This is a genomic window from Pseudonocardia alni (genome assembly GCF_002813375.1).
GTDB lineage: Bacteria > Actinomycetota > Actinomycetes > Mycobacteriales > Pseudonocardiaceae > Pseudonocardia > Pseudonocardia alni.
This window is the reverse complement of record NZ_PHUJ01000003.1, coordinates 3,746,116-3,762,569: the sequence shown is the minus strand read 5'-3', so window position 1 is coordinate 3,762,569 and position 16,454 is coordinate 3,746,116. Positions and strand designations below refer to the sequence as shown.

The following is a 16,454-nucleotide window of genomic DNA, read 5'->3' as shown; positions in this document are numbered from 1 at the left end:
CTCAGCGCTCGGCGTCCTCGCCGTCGAGGATGGTGCGGACGTCGTCGACGGCCATCCCGGACAGCCGGCCGATCTGCGCCGGGTCGAGTCCGCACTCGTGCAGGTGCCGGACGGCGCCGGCCAGGTCCTCGCGGCGGCGACGCAGGACCGCGTCGAGTTCGGCGATGCGGTCGCGGGTGTCGTCGAGCCGTTCGGTCGCGTCGACGGCGCGGGCCGGGTCCTCCAGGAGCACACCGAGCAGCCGGTCCTTCGCGTCGCCGGCCGCCGGGGTGCGCGCCCCCGCGGTCGGGACGACGGCGAGCGGCAGCTCCTGCTGCTCGCCACCGGGCGCGTCGGGCTGCGGGTCGACGACGGCGTCCGTGGCGCGCAGGCGCGCCCGCTGCACGGCGCGGGCCGCGAGGGCCTGCTGCACGGCCCGGGAGACCGGTTCGGAGGTCGGCCGGGACGTGATCTCGGACCCGGCGGGCGGGGTCGGCGCGGGGGGTGGCATCGCCGGGATCCCGGACGTCGCGGGGAGGTCCTCGGCGGCCGGCTCGACGCGCTCGGCCGACCAGGGCGGCAGCGGGCCGGGCGCGGTGTCCTTCCGGGCGGCCGGAGCGTGTTCCGCGGCAGGGGGCACGGTGTCGTCCCCGGCGGCCGGGGACTGCCCGGCCGCGGCGGGCGTGGCGTCCGGGCCGGGCGCGACGACGTCGGTGAGGTCGTCGACGATGCGCAGCCGCGCGACCGGCCACTCCGGCACCGGCGGCGTGGCCGGGTCGTCGGGGGTGCCCGCGGCGTCCCGGGCTGCGGTGGCGTCGGTCGGGGCTGCGTCATCGGCCCCGGCAGCGTCATCGGCCCCGGACGGATCCGCGGCGCGGGGCGTGGCGGAGGCACGGCTCGGGTCGGCGGTGTCGATCGCGGTCTCGGTGTCGGTCTCGGTGGGGGCCGCGACGCCGGTGTCCGTGCGAACGGAGCCCGTCCGAGCCGTGCCCGTCAGCGCCGTGTCCGCAGGAGCGGTGCCGTCGGCGGGGTCGGCGGCCGCGTGGGGTCCGCCCACCGGGGTCGTCGCGGCCAGGGGCTCCGCGTCCGCCGTGCTGCCCTCGACGCCGCCCTCGACGCTGCCGTCGCCCGCGGTGGTACGGCCGGCGTGTGTGGCGGCCCCTGCGTCCCGGACCCCTCGCAACCCGGTCGACCGGGGGCGCGGGGTCGGCCGTGGCCGGGGCAGTGGCTCCACCACGGCACCCGACGCCCCGGTTCCCGACGCGGCACCCGGGACCGGCGGCGCCGCGGCGAGCGGCACGGCGGCCGTGGCCTCCGGGTCGCGCCCCCGGGCGAGGGTGGCCGCGTCGGGCTGCTCGTCGGCCGGGGCGAACAGCGCCTCCAGCGAGCCCTCGGCCCCGTCGTCGTCGGGGGCGGCGTGGCGCCCTGCACCGGAGGCGACGACAGCGCCGGCGTATGCGGGTACCCGAGGCAGCGGACCGGTGTCCGCGCCGCGCTCGGCGACCACGTCCGCGACGGTCCGTGCACGGGCCGGACGCGGCGGGTCCGCCGGCCCGCCGGCCGCCTCACCGGTCCAGTCCGCATAGGACGGCTGCGGGTCCGCGGTCGCGCGCGGGGGCTCGAGCGGCAGCGGCCCGGGCGCAGGGGTGCGGCGCGCACGCCACACACCCCACAGGACCAGGACCACGAGCACGCCCGCGCCCAGCACCGCCACGAGGGGCAGGACCGGGACCGTGAACGAGCCGAGCTGCATGGGCCCGGACCTTATTGGGGTCCCGGGCCCCGCGCGGGGAACCTCAGCTGCTGCGCGTCCCCGTCGACGGCTGCGCCGCGCCCGTCCGGCCCTTGTCGCCGGTGGCCGCGCCGGAACCGTTGCGGGTCGCGCCGTTGCCCTTCTCGCCACCCTGCGACGACGGCTCGGACGCCGACGACGCACCGTTACGACCGTTCTGACCGTGGCCGGCCTGGCCGGAGCCGTTGCGGGCCCCCTCCGGACCGGGTCGCGCCGGGCCGCGCCCGGCGGCCGGGTTCGCGGTCGTCGGCGGCTCCGCGTCGGCCTTCGTGCTCTCGGCCGAGGTGCCCTTGTCCCCCGCCGGCGGCTTCTGCGAACCATCCGTTGGGGTGTCACCGGAACGGCGGACGGCGCCGACCGCGACCGTGCGCTCGGCGTCGCCGCCGGGCGTCGGACGCGGGTCCTGGCGCGGCACGGCCGACGTCTTCGGCTCCGCCTCGACCGGGCGGGAGTCCGACGCGGGCCGGAACAGCTCGGCGGGCTCGGGCTCGTCCCCGGGCCGGACAGCGGTGGTGCGCTCGGCACCGCCCTGCTGCCCGGTGGGGGCCGGCGACGGGCGCGGGCCCGGCGCGGGCCGCGGACCCGGGCGCGGGCCGGCGGACTTGTCCCCGTCGGTACCGCCGGGGCGCGGGCCCGGGGCGTCCGTCCGGGCGGGCTGCGGTGCCCCGGCCGGACGGTCGGTACCCGGCCCACCGGCGCCGGGCTTGGCCGGACCGGAGTCGGGCCGGGACTGGGACCCGGAGTCCTGGCGCGCCGGGGCGGGCCCCGGCTGCGGACGCGGACCGGGCCGCGGCGTGGGTGCCGCATCGCCCGACGGCGACGCCTGGGCGGCCGCCGGTCGGGCACCGTTCACCCCGGCGCCGTTGACACCGGCCGCGGGGGCCTGCGGGCGGCCGTTCGGGGCGCCCTGCGGACGCGAGGGCCCCTGATCCTTCTGACCGGGACGCTGCTCGGCCCCCGGGCGCTCCTCGGCACCGGACCGGGCACCGGGGCGCTGTGGCTCCGGTGCACCCGGGCGCGGCCCGGGCCGACCGGACCGCTGGTCCGCGGAGTCGGGACGGGCCTGGTCGGAGCGACCCTGGTCGGGACGCCCGGGCCGGGCGTCGGCAGCCTGCCCCGGGCGCGCGGAGGCGTCCGCACCCGTGCCGGCGGCAGCGGCGGCCGGCGTGGCGCCGGCACCGGACTGCGCGGCGGGCTTCGGCCCGGGGCCCGGCTGACCGGCGGGCTGGGCGGCACCGGACTGGCCGGCGCCGGGCCGCTCGCCCGCGGCGGGCTTCGCGGAGCGGTCGTCGGACGCCCCGGCCTCGCCGGACGGTTCGCCGGGCTTCTGCCCCGGACCGGGGGCCGGCCGGATCTCGTGGCGGGCCTTGTCCCCGGTGGCCGGGGCCTTCCCGACCTCGGCGCGCAGCTCGTCGCGACGCCGGGTCAGCTCCCCGACCTCGGTGCGGAGCTTGTCGCCCTGTTCACGGGCCCGGTCGGCGTCCGCGCGGGCGCGGTCGACCTGCTTGCGGGCCTCGGTGACGACACGCTCGGCGTCGGCACGGGCCTTGCTGCGGATCTCCTCCGCCTCCTCCTCCGCCTTCTGCAGGATCGCCTGCATGCGGTCGGAGAAGTTGTCGACGGCACCGTGCCGGTCGGGGTCCGAGGGCCCCGGGCCGGGACGCGGCCCCGGACGCGGTGCCGGACGCGGCGGCCCGCCGGCCGGACCGGCGGCGAACCCGCCGGGCGGCGGCACCGGCATCGGCGGCGGCATCGGCCGGCTCCGCAGTGCGTCGATGTCCGCGCGCATCCGGCCCATGAGCCGCTGCATCTGGACGATGTGCTCGTCCACCTGCCGACGGTCGTAGCCGCGGAGAACGACGTCGAACCGCGGGGAACCGCCCGGGCGGTCCGCCCCGTCTGCCGTCATCGCCTCTCCTCAGGTCGTCGACATGGGTGCCCTCGGAGGGCACGTACGAGGTCGGCGGACCGACGGTTCGGCGCGACCTCGCCGGTCAGGGTAGTCACGACGACGGGGTCGCGGCGAACCACGCAGCGTGCAACGGTCGTCCGTCGGCGTGGCGGGGCCCGCGACGGACGGTTCCGTGACACGATGTGCGGTCACCGTCCTCGTGGCCCGAGCCTACCGGGCCGTACCGAATACCATCGGCGGTGTGGACAGCACACTGAAGGGCACGTTGCACCGGCGTGGGCTCCGGATGACCCCTCAACGCCAGCTCGTGCTGGACGCGGTCCGGGAGCTGGGGCACGCGACACCCGAGCAGGTGTGCAGCCGGGTCCAGGCGACGGCACCGGCGGTGAACATCACGACGGTGTACCGGACGCTGGACCTGCTCGAAGAGCTCGGCGTCGTCCGGCACGCCCATCTCGGGCACGGTGCGCCGACCTACTCCGAGCACCAGCACCGCCACGTCCACCTCGTCTGCCACCACTGCGGCCGGGTGGACGAGGCGCCGACCGAGCTGCTCTCCGATGTGGCGAGTCGCACGCTCGCCGACCTGGGCTTCCACCTGGACGCGACGCACGTGGCACTGTCCGGCACGTGCGTCGACTGTGCGCACGACGACGAGGACTCCGCCGACGGAGCCCCCGAGCAGGACGACACGGCGCCCCAGGAGGGCGCGGAGGGAGACCGGTGACCGTTCCCGGATCCGAGCAGGACCCCGGCACCACCGACAACGCCGAGGACACGACCCCCGACCCGGACGACGTCGTCGCCGCGCACCACGGCGACCCGCCGGCCGAGCAGCGGGCGATGGCCCGCTCCGCCGCCGTCGTCGACCGCGGGCACCGCGAGGTGCTGGCGGTGACCGGCGAGGAGCGGCTGTCCTGGCTGCACCTGCTGCTCACCCAGCACGTCAGCGAGCTGCCGCCCGGCACCGGCACCGAGGCCCTGGTGCTCGACGCGCAGGGCCGGGTGCTGCACCACATGGCCGTCGCGTCGTCGGCGGACACGGTCTGGCTCGACACCGAGCCCGGCGAGGGCGCAGCACTGCTCGACTACCTGGCGAAGATGGTGTTCTGGTCGAAGGTCGAGCCGCGTGACGTCACCGCCGAGCTGGCGGTGCTGTCGGTCGTCGGTCCGCAGACCCCGGCCGTGCTCGCCGCGGCGGGGCTGCCGGTGCCCGATGCACCGAACGGCGTCACGGCCCTGCCGGACGGCGGGTTCGTGCGACGGATGCCGTGGCCGGGCCGGGACGCGGCGGACGTCGTCGTCCCCCGCGGGACGAAGGACGCCCGCTGGGCGGACCTCACCGCGGCCGGGGCGCGGGCCGCCGGGACGATCGCGTTCGAGGCGCTGCGGGTGGAGTCGCGCGCACCGCGCCTGCACCGCGACACCGACGACCGCACCATCCCGCACGAGGTCGGCTGGATCGGCTCCGCCGTGCACCTGACCAAGGGCTGCTACCGGGGCCAGGAGACCGTCGCCCGGGTCGCGAACCTGGGGCGCCCGCCCCGGCGCACGGTGCTGCTGATGCTCGACGCCGGCGACGAGGACCTGCCGCACACGGGCGACCCGGTGGTGCGCGACGGCCGCACGGTCGGCCGTGTGGGCACGGTCGTCCAGCACCACGAGCTGGGCCCGGTGGCGCTCGCGCTGCTCAAGCGGTCGGTTCCGGTGGACGCCGAGCTGACCGCGGGCGTCGACGACCGGGTCTCCCCCGCGACGATCGACCCGGACTCCTACGAGCCGGACCCGGACACCCCGCCGCCGGGCCGCGCGGCCCGGGAACGGACGGGTGGCGCTGCGCGTCGCGGATGACGCGCAGCCCGGCCGGACCACCGTGGGGCGGCCACCGGCCCAACACGCGGGCCCCGCGCCGGTCCGGGGCCGGGCCCGCCTGTGACGACGACGGTGCCGCGTCGCATGTTCCGGGGTGAGCAGGGTACGGTTGTTTTCACGACATTGATGAGACGAGAGGGGCCGCCGGGTCGTGCGCAATGACCGGCCGCCCCTTCCCTGTTGTAAGGGGGACCTGCCATGGGGCGTGGACGAGCCAAGGCCAAGCAGACGAAGGTGGCCCGTGAGCTCAAGTACAGCTCCCCTTCTATGGATCTCGACGCCTTGCAGCGGGAGATCGGTAGCGCGACGGCGGTGACTACCGACAGCCGCGAGGACGACTACGGCGAGTACGACGACCTCGCCGCCAAGTACAACGACGAGGACGACGACCCTCGCCGTTGACGGCCACCCCGGCGCCCGGCCCTCCGTCGTGACACGGCGGCCCGGGCGCCGCGGCACGTGTCGACCCGGGCGGTTTCCCCCGGCCGGTCGGATAGGGCAAGATCATGACCAGTCTCCTGTGGGAGGCTTGGTCACCGATCCCGTCACCTCCGAGGTGTTCAGCAGATGCGCGGCAACCTGTTCGCGGTCGCCGTCAACCTCGTCGTGCTGACCGTGCGGTCGGACCGTCTGCACGTGCTGCTCATCGAGCGGGGCGAGCCCCCGTTCCTCGGGCACTGGGCCCTGCCCGGTGGTTTCGTCCGCCCGGAGGAGGACCTCGTGCACACCGCCAGCCGGCGGTTGGGCGAGGAGACCGGGGCCGACACCGGCAGTGCCGTGTGCGGGCACCTCGAGCAGCTGGCGAGCTACGCCGCACCCGACCGCGATCCCCGCGGCCGGGTCCTGTCCGTGGGGTACCTCGCGCTGCTCCCGGACATGCCGGAGCCGACACCGGGTGGCGGGGCCACCGCGTCCGCGTGGTGCGCCGTCGACGACGTGCCGCCGCTGGCGTTCGACCACCAGCGCATCCTCGCCGACGGCGTGGAGCGGGCGAAGTCGAAGCTCGAGTACACGACGCTCGCCGTCTCGTTCTGCCCGGACGAGTTCACGGTGACCGACCTGCGCCGGGTCTACGAGGCCGTCTGGGGGACCTCCTTGGACCCGCGCAACTTCCAGCGCAAGGTGACCTCCACCGACGGCTTCCTCGTGCCGACGACGACGCTGGTCACCGGCGGTCGCGGGCGGCCGCCCCGGTTGTTCCGCCGCGGCCCGGCGACGGCGCTGCACCCGCCGATGCTGCGTGAGTCCCACCGCGCCGGGAGCCGGCAGCCGGCGTCGCACGACGCGGAGCTGCATCACTCCTTCGAGTGAGAGCAGACGGCGCGGGACCGCCTCAGAAGCGGGGGTGCTCCCCCCGCAGCTGCACCCGGGCGCCGAGCTCGCCGGAACCGGCACCGTCGACGTCGCCGATCCGGCCGACCTCACCCAGGATCCAGGCGGACACGTGCCGGGCGGTGAGGACGGCGAGGGCGCGGTCGACGTCCTCGGGCGGCAGCACCGCGACCATCCCGACGCCCATGTTGAACGTCTTCTCCATCTCCGCGCGCTCGACCCGGCCGCGGGACTGGATCAGCTTGAAGATCGGGGCCGGGGTCCAGGAGCCGCGCTCCACGGTGGCTGCGAGGCCCTCGGGCAGCACCCGCTCCAGGTTGCGGGCCAGCCCGCCGCCGGTGATGTGGGAGAACGTCCGCACGCCGGTCTCGGCGGTGATCGCCAGGCAGTCCTTGGCGTAGATCCGGGTCGGGACGAGCAGCTCCTCGCCGAGGGAGTGGTCGAACTCCTCCAGCTCACCGGCCAGCGGCAGCCGGGCGATGTCGAGCAGCACGTGGCGGGCCAGGGAGTAACCGTTGGAGTGCAGCCCGGAGGAGCCGAGCGCGACCAGCACGTCGCCGGGGCGGACGCGCTCGGGCCGCAGCATCTTCTCGGCGTCGACGACACCGACACCGGTGGCGGAGAGGTCGTAGGCGCCCTCCTCCATCAGCCCGGGGTGCTCGGCGGTCTCGCCGCCGAGCAGCGCGCAGCCCGCGGTCTGGCAGCCCTCGGCGATGCCGCGGACGATCGTCGCGACCTGGTCGGGGACGATCTTGCCGATGGCGATGTAGTCCTGCAGGAACAGCGGCTCCGCCCCGCAGACGACCAGGTCGTCGACGACCATCGCGACGAGGTCCTGGCCGATGGTGTCGTGCTTGTCCATCGCCTGCGCGATCGCGACCTTGGTCCCGACGCCGTCGGTGGAGGCGGCCAGGACCGGCTCGGAGTACTTGCCGAACTTCGCCGCGAACAGGCCGGCGAAGCCGCCGATGCCGCCGCGCACCTCGGGCCGGGTGGCCTTCTCGGCGAACGGACGGAAACGCTCGACCGCCTGCTCCCCCGCGTCGATGTCCACCCCCGCGGAGGCGTAGCTGGCGGGGCCGGGCTCGGTCGAGGGCATGCGAGGTCTCTCCAGGTCGGGACGGGGTCGTGATCGGGTGCTGCTACGGGCGGGTCAGTGCCTCTCCGGCACCGTATCCGACGGACAGCGGGCCGGGATCGCCAGAGGCGGCGCCGGACGCCGCCGGCTCCGGGACGTCCTCGAGCAGGTGCTTGCCGAGCTGGGCCTCCTCCGGCAGCGGGATCGGGTAGTCCCCGTCGAAGCAGGCGCAGCACAGCCGCGAGCGCGGCTGCTCGGAGGCGGCGACCATCTGCTCGACCGAGACGTAGCCGAGGCTGTCCGAGCCGATCGAGCGTCGGACGCCCTCGGTGTCGGCGCCGTTGGCGATCAGCTCGGCCCGGCTGGCGAAGTCGATGCCGTAGAAGCAGGGCCAGCGCACGGGCGGCGAGGCGATCCGCACGTGCACCTCGAGGGCGCCGGCCTCGCGCAGCATCCGCACCAGTGCGCGCTGGGTGTTGCCGCGGACGATCGAGTCGTCGACGACGACCAGCCGCTTGCCGCGGATGACGTTGCGCAGCGGGTTCAGCTTCAGCCGGATGCCGAGCTGGCGGATGGTCTGGCTGGGCTGGATGAAGGTGCGCCCGACGTAGGCGTTCTTCACCAGGCCCTGGCCGTAGGGGATGCCGGAGCCCTGGGCGTAGCCGATGGCGGCCGGGGTGCCGGACTCCGGGACCGGGATGACCAGGTCGGCCTCGACCGGGTGCTCCTCGGCGAGCCGGCGGCCGATCTCCACCCGGGTGTCGTAGACCGAACGGCCGGCGATGGTGGTGTCCGGTCGCGCCAGGTAGACGTACTCGAACACGCAGCCCTTCGGCTCCGGGGCGGCGAAGCGCTGGCTGCGGATGCCGTCGGCGTCGATCGCGATGAGCTCGCCCGGCTCGACCTCGCGGACGAACGAGGCGCCGACGATGTCCAGCGCCGCCGTCTCCGACGCGACGACCCAGCCGCGCTCCAGGCGGCCCAGGACCAGCGGGCGGACGCCCTGGGGGTCGCGGGCGGCGTAGAGGGTGCTCTCGTCGGCGAAGGTCAGCGAGAACGCGCCGCGCAGCCGCGGCAGCAGCCGCATCGCGGCCTCGTAGACGCCGAGGTCCGCGGCGCCCGCGGCCAGCAGCTCGGTGAGCAGGTCGGAGTCGGTGGTCGCGCGCAACCCGGACCGCTTGCGGTTCTCCAGCTTCGCGACGTCCTCGCGCAGCTCGGCGGTGTTCACCAGGTTGCCGTTGTGACCCAGCGCCAGGCCGGAGCCCGCGGCCGTGGTGCGGAACGTCGGCTGGGCGTTCTCCCAGGTCGTCGCACCGGTCGTCGAGTAGCGGCAGTGGCCGACGGCGAGGTGCCCGCGCAGCGAGGACAGCGTCTGCTCGTCGAACACCTGGCTGACCAGGCCGAGGTCCTTGAACACCACGGTGCGGCGGCCGTCGGACACGGCGATGCCGGCGGCCTCCTGGCCGCGGTGCTGCAGCGCGTAGAGGCCGTAGTAGGTCATCTTCGCGACGTCCTCGCCGGGGGCCCAGACGCCGAACACACCGCACTCCTCGCGGGGTCCTTGCTCGTCGGGCTCGGCGGCGGGGGGTGCGACGGGGGTGAGGGAGAGGGTTCGTTCAGGGCTGACGTGCTCGTTCCGGACGGAACTCAACGCGGCGCTCCTCGGCTGGCGGCGTACCGGGACCAGGGGACGACTGTACGCCCCGAGATCACGTCTCCCCAGGTACGGGGACAGGGGTCACGTCGGAGTCGCACACCGCACCCGTCCGGTCACGGCGTGCGGAGCGGCAGGAACGCGGCGATCTCGCCGGCCCGCGACCCGGACGCCGACACCCGCCCGGCGGCGAGCGCGTCGTCCCAGCTCAGGCGGCCGACGGCGAGCGCGATCCAGGTCCGCGGGTCGGCCTCGACGACGTTCGGCGGGGTGCCGCGGGTGTGCCGCGGCCCCTCGACGCACTGCACCGCACCGAACGGCGGGACCCGTACCTCGACGCTGCGGCCCGGCGCGCGCCGGGCCAGCTCGTCGAGCGACGCCTTCACCGCCGACTTCCGTGTCGCCCGGTCCGGCTCGACCCCGTCGTCGACCCAGTCCAGGAGGACGTCGGACATCAGACCGAGACGGCGCCGAACCGCGCCGGGAGCGTGCCCTCCCAGGCGGCGCGCAGCTCGTCGAGCGCCAGCGTGCCGAGGGCGTCGCCCAGGTCGAGGACGTCGCCGCCGGTCTCGCCGAGCCGCAGCGCCGGGACACCGGCCTCGGCCGCGCGGGCCAGGAACGCCTCGGCGTCGTCGGCGGGCACGGTGACCAGCACCCGTCCGGCGGACTCGGCGAACAGCGCGGTGAACGAGTCCTCGTGCACCCCGGCCAGGTCGACGCGGGCGCCCCGGCCCCCGGCGAGCGCGGCCTCGACCAGTCCCTGGGCGAGGCCGCCGTCGGACAGGTCGTGGCTGCCGGTCAGCGCCCGGTCCGCGGCCGCGGCGGCGAGGAGCTGCGCGAGGCGCCGCTCGTGCTCCAGGTCGACGGCGGGCGGCCGTCCGCCGAGGTGCCCGTGCACCTCGTGCGCCCACTCCGACCCGCCGAACTCGGCGGCGGTGGTGCCGAGCAGGACGACCGTGTCGCCGTCGGCGCCGGCGAACCCGGACCGGACCGCGGTGGTGACGTCGTCGATCACGCCGAGCACGCCGACCACCGGGGTCGGCAGGATCGCCGTCGTGCCGGTCTGGTTGTAGAAGCTGACGTTGCCGCCGGTGACCGGGGTGCCCAGCACCGCGCAGCCGTCGGCGAGACCGCGCACGGCCTGCTCGAACTGCCACATGACGTGCGGGTCCTCCGGAGAGCCGAAGTTCAGGCAGTCGGTGACGGCGAGCGGCACGGCGCCGGAGGTCGCGACGTTGCGGTAGGCCTCGGCCAGCGCGAGCTGCGCGCCGACGTACGGGTCGAGCGCCACGAAGCGGGCGTTGCAGTCGGTGGCGACGGCGATGCCGCGGCCGGTGGACTCGTCGACCTGCACGACCCCGGAGTCGGCGCCGTGCGCGGCGACGGTGTTGCCGCGCACGTAGCGGTCGTACTGGTCGGTGACCCACGAGCGGGACGCGAGGTTCGGGGCGGCGGCCATCCGCAGGATCTCCGCACGCAGCTCGGACGGGGTCTCCGGGCGGGGCAGCATCTCCGGCGAGTCCGCGTTCAGCGCGTCCTGCTTCGCGTCGTCGCGGGCGACCGGGCGGGTGTAGACCGGGCCCTCGTGGGCGACCGTGCGCGGCGGCACGTCGACGACGGTCTCGCCCTGGGAGGTGATCACCAGGCGGTCGCCGTCGGTGACCTCGCCGATCACGGTGGCGATGGTGTCCCACTTGCGGCAGACGGCGAGGAAGGCCTCGACGTTCTCCGGGGTGACGACCGCGCACATCCGCTCCTGGGACTCCGAGGAGAGGATCTCGGCGGCGGTCATGCCGGTGGCGCGCAGCGGGACGGCGTCGAGGTCGACGTGCATGCCGCCGTCACCGGCGGAGGCGAGCTCGGAGGTCGCGCAGGACAGCCCGGCGCCGCCGAGGTCCTGGATGCCGACGACGAGCCCGGCCGCGAACAGCTCCAGGCAGCACTCGATGAGGACCTTCTCGGTGAACGGGTCGCCGACCTGGACGCTCGGGAGCTTCTTCCGACCGGTGCCGCCGCCGGCGGAGTCGAAGGTCTCCGACGCCAGCACGGACACGCCGCCGATGCCGTCGAGGCCGGTCGTCGCACCGAACAGGATGATCTTGTTGCCGGTGCCGGAGGCGAACGCGAGGTGCAGGTCCTCGGTCTTCAGCGCCCCCACGCACAGGGCGTTGACCAGCGGGTTCCCCGCGTAGGACGGGTCGAAGACGACCTCGCCCGCGACGTTCGGCAGGCCGAGGCAGTTCCCGTAGCCGCCGACGCCGGCGACGATGCCGGGCAGCACCCGCCCGGTGTCGTCGGCCTCGAGCGGACCGAACCGCAGCGGGTCGCCGACGGCGATCGGGCGCGCGCCCATGGCCATGATGTCGCGGACGATGCCGCCGACACCGGTCGCCGCCCCCTGGTAGGGCTCGACGTAGGACGGGTGGTTGTGCGACTCGACCTTGAAGGTGACCGCCCAGCCGTCGCCGACGGACACGACGCCCGCGTTCTCGCCGATCCCGGCGAGCATCGTCGAGCGCATCTGCTCGGTGGTGGTCTCACCGAAGTAGCGCAGGTGGACCTTGGAGGACTTGTAGGAGCAGTGCTCGCTCCACATCACCGAGTACATCGCCAGCTCGGCGTCGGTGGGCCGGCGGCCGAGGATCTCCCGGATCCGGACGTACTCGTCGTCCTTGAGCCCCAGCTCCCGGAAGGGCTGCGGCTGCTCCGGAGTGGCCTCGGCGTGCTTGACGGAATCGACCGGCACCTGGGACTGCGTCACGGGACCAGGGTAGACGGGGCTCCCCCGCCCGCGTCCCCGCACGGTGCCGGGGCCCACAGGCGGGGTTCCCCACAGCAGGTCACGGACCGAGGACGACGACGGCCCGGCCGGCGGTCCACGGGGACCGCCGGCCGGGCCGGACGTCGTGCGCGGGTCAGGCGGTGACGCGGGCCAGCACCGAGGTGAACAGGCCGAGCCCGTCGGCCGACGGGCCGGTCAGCGCACTGGTCGCGTGCTCGGGGTGCGGCATGAGACCGACGACGTTCCCGGCCGCGTTGGTCACACCGGCGATGCCGCGGGTCGAGCCGTTCGGGGCCGGGTCGCGGTAGCGGAACACCACGCGGCCCTCGCCCTCGAGCTCGTCGAGGGTCGCGGCGTCGGCGACGTAGCGGCCCTCCTGCGACTTGAGCGGGATCAACAGCTCGTCGCCCGCGGCGTAGTCACGCGTCCAGGCCGTGCCGGCGTTCTCCACCGTGAGCACCAGGTCGCGGCACAGGAAGTGCATCCCGGCGTTCGCGACGAGCGCGCCGGGGAGCAGGTGCGCCTCGCAGAGGATCTGGAATCCGTTGCAGATGCCGAGCACCGGCAGACCGCGCCCGGCGCCCGCCACGACCTCGGTCATGATCGGCGCCAGGCTCGCGATCGCGCCGGCGCGCAGGTAGTCGCCGTAGGAGAACCCACCCGGCACGACGACGGCGTCCACGCCCTGCAGATCGTGGTCGCCGTGCCACAGCGGGACGGCCTCGGCGCCGGCGCGGTGGACCGCGCGGGCGGCGTCGACGTCGTCCAGGGTGCCCGGGAAGGTGATCACACCGACGCGGGTGCTCACAGCCGGGTCACCGTCCAGTCCTCGATCACCGGGTTCGCCAGCAGCGAGCCGGCGAGCCGGTGCAGGGTCTCGTCGTCGATGCCGTCGGACACCTCGAGCTCGAAGTGCTTGCCCTGCCGCACCCCGCTCACGCCGGACACACCGATCCGGTCGAGCGCCCGGGTCACGGCCTGACCCTGCACGTCGAGGATCTCGGGCTTGGGCATCACGTCCACCACCACTCTGGCCACGGGGTCAGCCTACGGTGAACAGGGGCGACGGCTCGACGTGCGTGCCCTCACCATCGGCCCATGCGGATCCTCGTCCTGGGTGGCACGGTCTTCCTCTCCCGCGCGGTCGCCGCGGCCGCGCTCGCTGCGGGCCATCCGGTGACCTGCGTGTCCCGTGGTGTCTCCGGGCCGCCGCCGGACGGCGCGGAGGCGGTGACGGCGGACCGGTCCCGGCCCGGGGCGCTGGCCGCGGCGCTGCACGGGCGCACGTTCGACGCCGTCGTGGACGTCGCGACGATGTCCGCGCCGTGGGTCCGCGACGCCCTCGACGCGCTGCACGGCCGGTTCGGGCACTGGACCTTCGTCTCCTCGATCAACGCCTACGCCGACCCGTCGCTGCGCGGCGGGACCGTGACGCAGCCGACCCTGGCACCGCTGCACGACCAGCCCGACCAGGACCTCACGAACCGGGACCCGGGCGTCTACGGCGCCGCGAAGGTCGCGAGCGAACAGGCCGTGCGGGAGCGGGCGGGCGACCGGGCGCACGTGGTGCGCGGCGGGCTGATGTGCGGGCACGGCGACCTGTCCGACCACTACGGCTACTGGGCGGACCGGTTCGCCCGCGGCGGCCGGGTGGTCGTCCCGGACGTGCCCGCCCAGCCGATGCAGCTCGTCGACGTGGACGACCTCGCCGCCTGGATCGTGGCCCGCGCCGCCGACGGCACCACCGGCACCCACGACGGCGCAGGCCAGCGGTCCACCCTGGACCGGGTGCTCACCGGGACCGCCGACGCCGTGGGCGCCGACGACCTGGAGCTCGTCCGGGTCCCGGAGCGGACGCTGGCCGAGCAGGACGTGGCGTTCTGGGCCGGTCCGCGGTCGCTGCCGCTGTGGCTGCCGGAGTCCCTCTGGGGCATGGTCGACCGGGACGTCACCACGACGTCCGCCGCCGGTCCGGCGGCTCGCCCACTCGCCGACACCGCCCGCGCCGCGCTGGCGTGGGAGCGCGGGCTCGGCGCCGGCCGGGGGCGCCGGGCCGGGCTCACCGACGCCGAGGAGCAGGCCGTGCTGCGGGCGCTCGGCTGAGCCGGGACGCCCGCCACCCCCCGACCGGGCATGCTGGTCCCATGCACCTGACGCACTACGGCCACGCCTGCGTCCTGATCGACACCGGGTCGGCCCGGCTCCTGTTCGACCCGGGCGCGTTCTCGACCGGCTTCGAGGCCCTGGACGGCCTGGACGCGATCCTGGTCACCCATCAGCACTTCGACCACGTCGACGCCGACGCGCTGCGCACCCTGCTGCGTGCCAACCCCGACGCCGCCCTGGTCACCGACGGCCAGACCGCCGGGCAGCTCGACGGCGTCGACGCCCGCACCGCCGCCCCCGGCGACGTGCTGGCCCTCGGCGGCGCCGAGGTGTCCGTCGTCGGGTCCGGGGACCACGCGCAGATCCACCCGGACATCCCGCTGGTCGCGAACAACGGCTACGTCGTCGACGGCGCGCTGCTCCACCCCGGCGACGCCTACGTCCCGCCGGGCGTCGACGAGCTGGCGACGCTGCTGCTCCCCACCGGCGCACCCTGGCTGAAGGTGTCCGAGGCCGTCGACTACCTGCGGTCGGTCGCACCGCGGACGGTGGTGCCGATCCACGAGGGCACCCTCGCCGACCCGGCGCTCCACTACCGGTTCTTCGACGACCTGGGGCCCGGCGCCACGACGCTCCTGGTCCCCGACCGGGAGACGGCGGTCGACGTCTGATGCCCCTGCAGTGGGAGCAGGTCGTCGTCGACGCCCGGGACCCGGTCCGGCTGGGCCGCTGGTGGGCCGAGGCCCTGGACTGGACGGTCGTGAACGCCTCGGCGTCGGAGTTCGAGATCCAGCCCGCCGAGGGCGTCGTCCCCGGGCTGATCTTCGTGCCGGTCGCGGAGGGGAAGCGGACCAAGAACCGCCTGCACATCGACCTGCGGCCGGACGGCGTCCGCGACTCCGAGGTGGCCCGGCTGCTGATGCTGGGCGCCACCCGGGTCAACGTGGGCCAGCACCGGGCCCCGGCCGACGAGGTGTCCTGGACGGTGCTCGCCGACCCCGAGGGCAACGAGTTCTGCGTGCTCGGCGAGCGGCGGACCTGACACCTGTCCACAGGTGGCGCCGGTTGTCCACAGGAGAGCACACACTGTGGACAACCGGGCCGATCGCCGGGGAGCTCCTAGGCGGCCGGGGCCGCGGCGGGGAACAGCGTGCGGTGCACGGCGCCGGCGGCGCCCGCCCCGCGCGCCGCGTCGACGGCGGCCAGCGCGGCCTCGACGCGGTGCTCGCGGCGCAGGTCCTTGGCCCGCAGCGCGAGCCGGACGAGCCCGCCGCGCTCGGCGGTGCGCACGGCCTGCTGCTCCAGCGCCCGTCCGCGGCGGCGCTCCCCGGCGCGGCGCTCGCCCCGCCAGGGCTCGGACGCCCGGAAGGTCAGCACGCGCGAGTGCAGCACCGGACCGCCGGTCGCGCGGACGGTCGTCTCGTCGGCGCAGAGGCCGAAACCGAGGTCGGCGAGCGCGTCGAGGGTGCCCTCGGAGGCGATCCAGCCGGGCGGGGCGAAGCCGTCGGTGGACAGCCCGGTCGCGAGCAGGATCCGCCGGGCGCCGGTCAGCCGCAGGCCGGCCTCGTGCCGGGGCAGCGCCCCGAACTCGGTGCGGCGCCCGATCCGCGGTACGGAGCCGTTCTGCCAGGCGCCCACCGGGTCGCTCGTGTGGTCGAAACCGTGCAGGAGCAGGTCGTCCCCGGCGCGGACGCGGCCGGCGATCCAACGGACCAGGTCGTCGCCGCGGCGCAGCGGCCCGTCGGGCCCCTTGGGCTGCACGAGGTGGGTCAGCGGCACGCCGCGCCGGTCCAGCTCCGCGGCGAACGCGGCGGCTCGGGCGCGGTCGGCGTCGTCGGAGTCGGTCAGGCCGGACAGCGAGACGAGCAGCGTGCTCATGGACCCCATCCGACCCGACCGAGGTGAACCCCGCGTGGCGTCACCGGATCGCGCGGACGACGATCGGCG

General features: G+C 75.6%; 16 protein-coding genes. 7 read left to right on the top strand and 9 right to left on the bottom strand.

Annotated features, from left to right (window positions below):
• Window position 1 precedes the first annotated feature (1 nt).
• Both ATL51_RS18620 and ATL51_RS18615 read right to left on the bottom strand, forming a co-directional pair.
• Window positions 2-1,732, bottom strand: a complete 1,731-nt coding sequence (locus ATL51_RS18620) for a hypothetical protein (protein WP_100879367.1) — start codon at window positions 1,730-1,732, stop codon at window positions 2-4.
• A 43-nt stretch (window positions 1,733-1,775) separates the two neighbouring features.
• Window positions 1,776-3,680, bottom strand: coding sequence for a DivIVA domain-containing protein (locus ATL51_RS18615; RefSeq protein WP_100879366.1), 1,905 nt, complete (start codon window positions 3,678-3,680; stop codon window positions 1,776-1,778).
• A gap of 244 nt (window positions 3,681-3,924) precedes the next feature.
• Here ATL51_RS18615 and ATL51_RS18610 point away from each other — a divergent pair, with 244 nt between their 5' ends.
• The 4 genes from ATL51_RS18610 to ATL51_RS18595 all read left to right on the top strand — a co-directional run bounded on the left by ATL51_RS18610 (window position 3,925) and on the right by ATL51_RS18595 (window position 6,866).
• Window positions 3,925-4,410, top strand: coding sequence for a Fur family transcriptional regulator (locus tag ATL51_RS18610; protein ID WP_073575837.1), 486 nt, complete (start codon window positions 3,925-3,927; stop codon window positions 4,408-4,410).
• Window positions 4,407-5,534, top strand: a complete 1,128-nt coding sequence (gene ygfZ, locus ATL51_RS18605) for a CAF17-like 4Fe-4S cluster assembly/insertion protein YgfZ (RefSeq protein WP_301549081.1) — start codon at window positions 4,407-4,409, stop codon at window positions 5,532-5,534. The genes ATL51_RS18610 and ygfZ overlap by 4 nt, the downstream gene beginning before the upstream one ends.
• Before the next feature lie 219 nt (window positions 5,535-5,753).
• Complete coding sequence (locus tag ATL51_RS18600; RefSeq protein ID WP_062399683.1) at window positions 5,754-5,957, top strand: DUF3073 domain-containing protein; 204 nt, start codon at window positions 5,754-5,756, stop codon at window positions 5,955-5,957.
• A gap of 165 nt (window positions 5,958-6,122) precedes the next feature.
• Window positions 6,123-6,866 carry an NUDIX hydrolase gene (locus tag ATL51_RS18595; protein WP_100879365.1) on the top strand — a complete coding sequence of 248 codons (744 nt, stop codon included), beginning with the start codon at window positions 6,123-6,125 and terminating at the stop codon, window positions 6,864-6,866.
• 22 nt (window positions 6,867-6,888) lie between these two features.
• On the opposite strand, the gene purM is transcribed toward ATL51_RS18595, so the two are convergent.
• From purM to purS, 6 genes are all read right to left on the bottom strand, one after another.
• On the bottom strand, window positions 6,889-7,986 hold the full coding sequence (gene purM / locus ATL51_RS18590) for a phosphoribosylformylglycinamidine cyclo-ligase (protein WP_100879364.1): 1,098 nt from the start codon (window positions 7,984-7,986) through the stop codon (window positions 6,889-6,891).
• Between the two features lie 43 nt (window positions 7,987-8,029).
• Window positions 8,030-9,616, bottom strand: coding sequence for an amidophosphoribosyltransferase (gene purF / locus ATL51_RS18585; RefSeq protein WP_100879363.1), 1,587 nt, complete (start codon window positions 9,614-9,616; stop codon window positions 8,030-8,032).
• A gap of 119 nt (window positions 9,617-9,735) precedes the next feature.
• Entirely contained in the window at window positions 9,736-10,074 is a 339-nt protein-coding gene (locus ATL51_RS18580) for a sterol carrier family protein (protein ID WP_073575832.1), read from the bottom strand.
• Window positions 10,074-12,380, bottom strand: a complete 2,307-nt coding sequence (purL, locus tag ATL51_RS18575; RefSeq protein ID WP_100879362.1) for a phosphoribosylformylglycinamidine synthase subunit PurL — start codon at window positions 12,378-12,380, stop codon at window positions 10,074-10,076. The genes ATL51_RS18580 and purL overlap by 1 nt, the downstream gene beginning before the upstream one ends.
• 154 nt (window positions 12,381-12,534) lie before the next feature.
• Window positions 12,535-13,209 carry a phosphoribosylformylglycinamidine synthase subunit PurQ gene (gene purQ, locus ATL51_RS18570; protein ID WP_100879361.1) on the bottom strand — a complete coding sequence of 225 codons (675 nt, stop codon included), beginning with the start codon at window positions 13,207-13,209 and terminating at the stop codon, window positions 12,535-12,537.
• A complete protein-coding gene (gene purS, locus ATL51_RS18565) occupies window positions 13,206-13,439 on the bottom strand; it encodes a phosphoribosylformylglycinamidine synthase subunit PurS (protein ID WP_062399665.1) in 234 nt (77 codons plus the stop codon). Before purS ends, purQ begins: the two co-directional genes overlap by 4 nt.
• 60 nt (window positions 13,440-13,499) lie before the next feature.
• Here purS and ATL51_RS18560 point away from each other — a divergent pair, with 60 nt between their 5' ends.
• Genes ATL51_RS18560 through ATL51_RS18550 form a run of 3 tightly spaced genes read left to right on the top strand, consistent with a single transcriptional unit; the run spans window position 13,500 to window position 15,549 of the window.
• Window positions 13,500-14,504 (top strand): NAD-dependent epimerase/dehydratase family protein, encoded by a 1,005-nt coding sequence (locus tag ATL51_RS18560; protein ID WP_100879360.1) that lies wholly within the window; start codon window positions 13,500-13,502, stop codon window positions 14,502-14,504.
• A 41-nt stretch (window positions 14,505-14,545) separates the two neighbouring features.
• Window positions 14,546-15,178, top strand: coding sequence for an MBL fold metallo-hydrolase (locus ATL51_RS18555; RefSeq protein WP_100879359.1), 633 nt, complete (start codon window positions 14,546-14,548; stop codon window positions 15,176-15,178).
• Complete coding sequence (locus tag ATL51_RS18550) at window positions 15,178-15,549, top strand: VOC family protein (RefSeq protein ID WP_073575827.1); 372 nt, start codon at window positions 15,178-15,180, stop codon at window positions 15,547-15,549. The genes ATL51_RS18555 and ATL51_RS18550 overlap by 1 nt, the downstream gene beginning before the upstream one ends.
• Window positions 15,550-15,626: 77 nt before the next feature.
• On the opposite strand, the gene ATL51_RS18545 is transcribed toward ATL51_RS18550, so the two are convergent.
• Window positions 15,627-16,385 (bottom strand): DUF2334 domain-containing protein, encoded by a 759-nt coding sequence (locus ATL51_RS18545; RefSeq protein ID WP_157818428.1) that lies wholly within the window; start codon window positions 16,383-16,385, stop codon window positions 15,627-15,629.
• Between the last annotated feature and the right edge of the window lie 69 nt (window positions 16,386-16,454).

What these genes read in the sequence shown, in the direction of transcription:
- ATL51_RS18620 (WP_100879367.1), bottom strand. Translation starts at nt 1,732, where the DNA reads ATGCAGCTCGGCTCGTTCACGGTCCCGGTCCTGCCCCTCGTGGCGGTG.
- ATL51_RS18615 (WP_100879366.1), bottom strand. Translation starts at nt 3,680, where the DNA reads ATGACGGCAGACGGGGCGGACCGCCCGGGCGGTTCCCCGCGGTTCGAC.
- ATL51_RS18600 (WP_062399683.1), top strand. Translation starts at nt 5,754, where the DNA reads ATGGGGCGTGGACGAGCCAAGGCCAAGCAGACGAAGGTGGCCCGTGAG.
- ATL51_RS18595 (WP_100879365.1), top strand. Translation starts at nt 6,123, where the DNA reads ATGCGCGGCAACCTGTTCGCGGTCGCCGTCAACCTCGTCGTGCTGACC.
- purM (WP_100879364.1), bottom strand. Translation starts at nt 7,986, where the DNA reads ATGCCCTCGACCGAGCCCGGCCCCGCCAGCTACGCCTCCGCGGGGGTG.
- ATL51_RS18580 (WP_073575832.1), bottom strand. Translation starts at nt 10,074, where the DNA reads ATGTCCGACGTCCTCCTGGACTGGGTCGACGACGGGGTCGAGCCGGAC.
- ATL51_RS18560 (WP_100879360.1), top strand. Translation starts at nt 13,500, where the DNA reads ATGCGGATCCTCGTCCTGGGTGGCACGGTCTTCCTCTCCCGCGCGGTC.
- ATL51_RS18555 (WP_100879359.1), top strand. Translation starts at nt 14,546, where the DNA reads ATGCACCTGACGCACTACGGCCACGCCTGCGTCCTGATCGACACCGGG.
- ATL51_RS18550 (WP_073575827.1), top strand. Translation starts at nt 15,178, where the DNA reads ATGCCCCTGCAGTGGGAGCAGGTCGTCGTCGACGCCCGGGACCCGGTC.
- ATL51_RS18545 (WP_157818428.1), bottom strand. Translation starts at nt 16,385, where the DNA reads ATGAGCACGCTGCTCGTCTCGCTGTCCGGCCTGACCGACTCCGACGAC.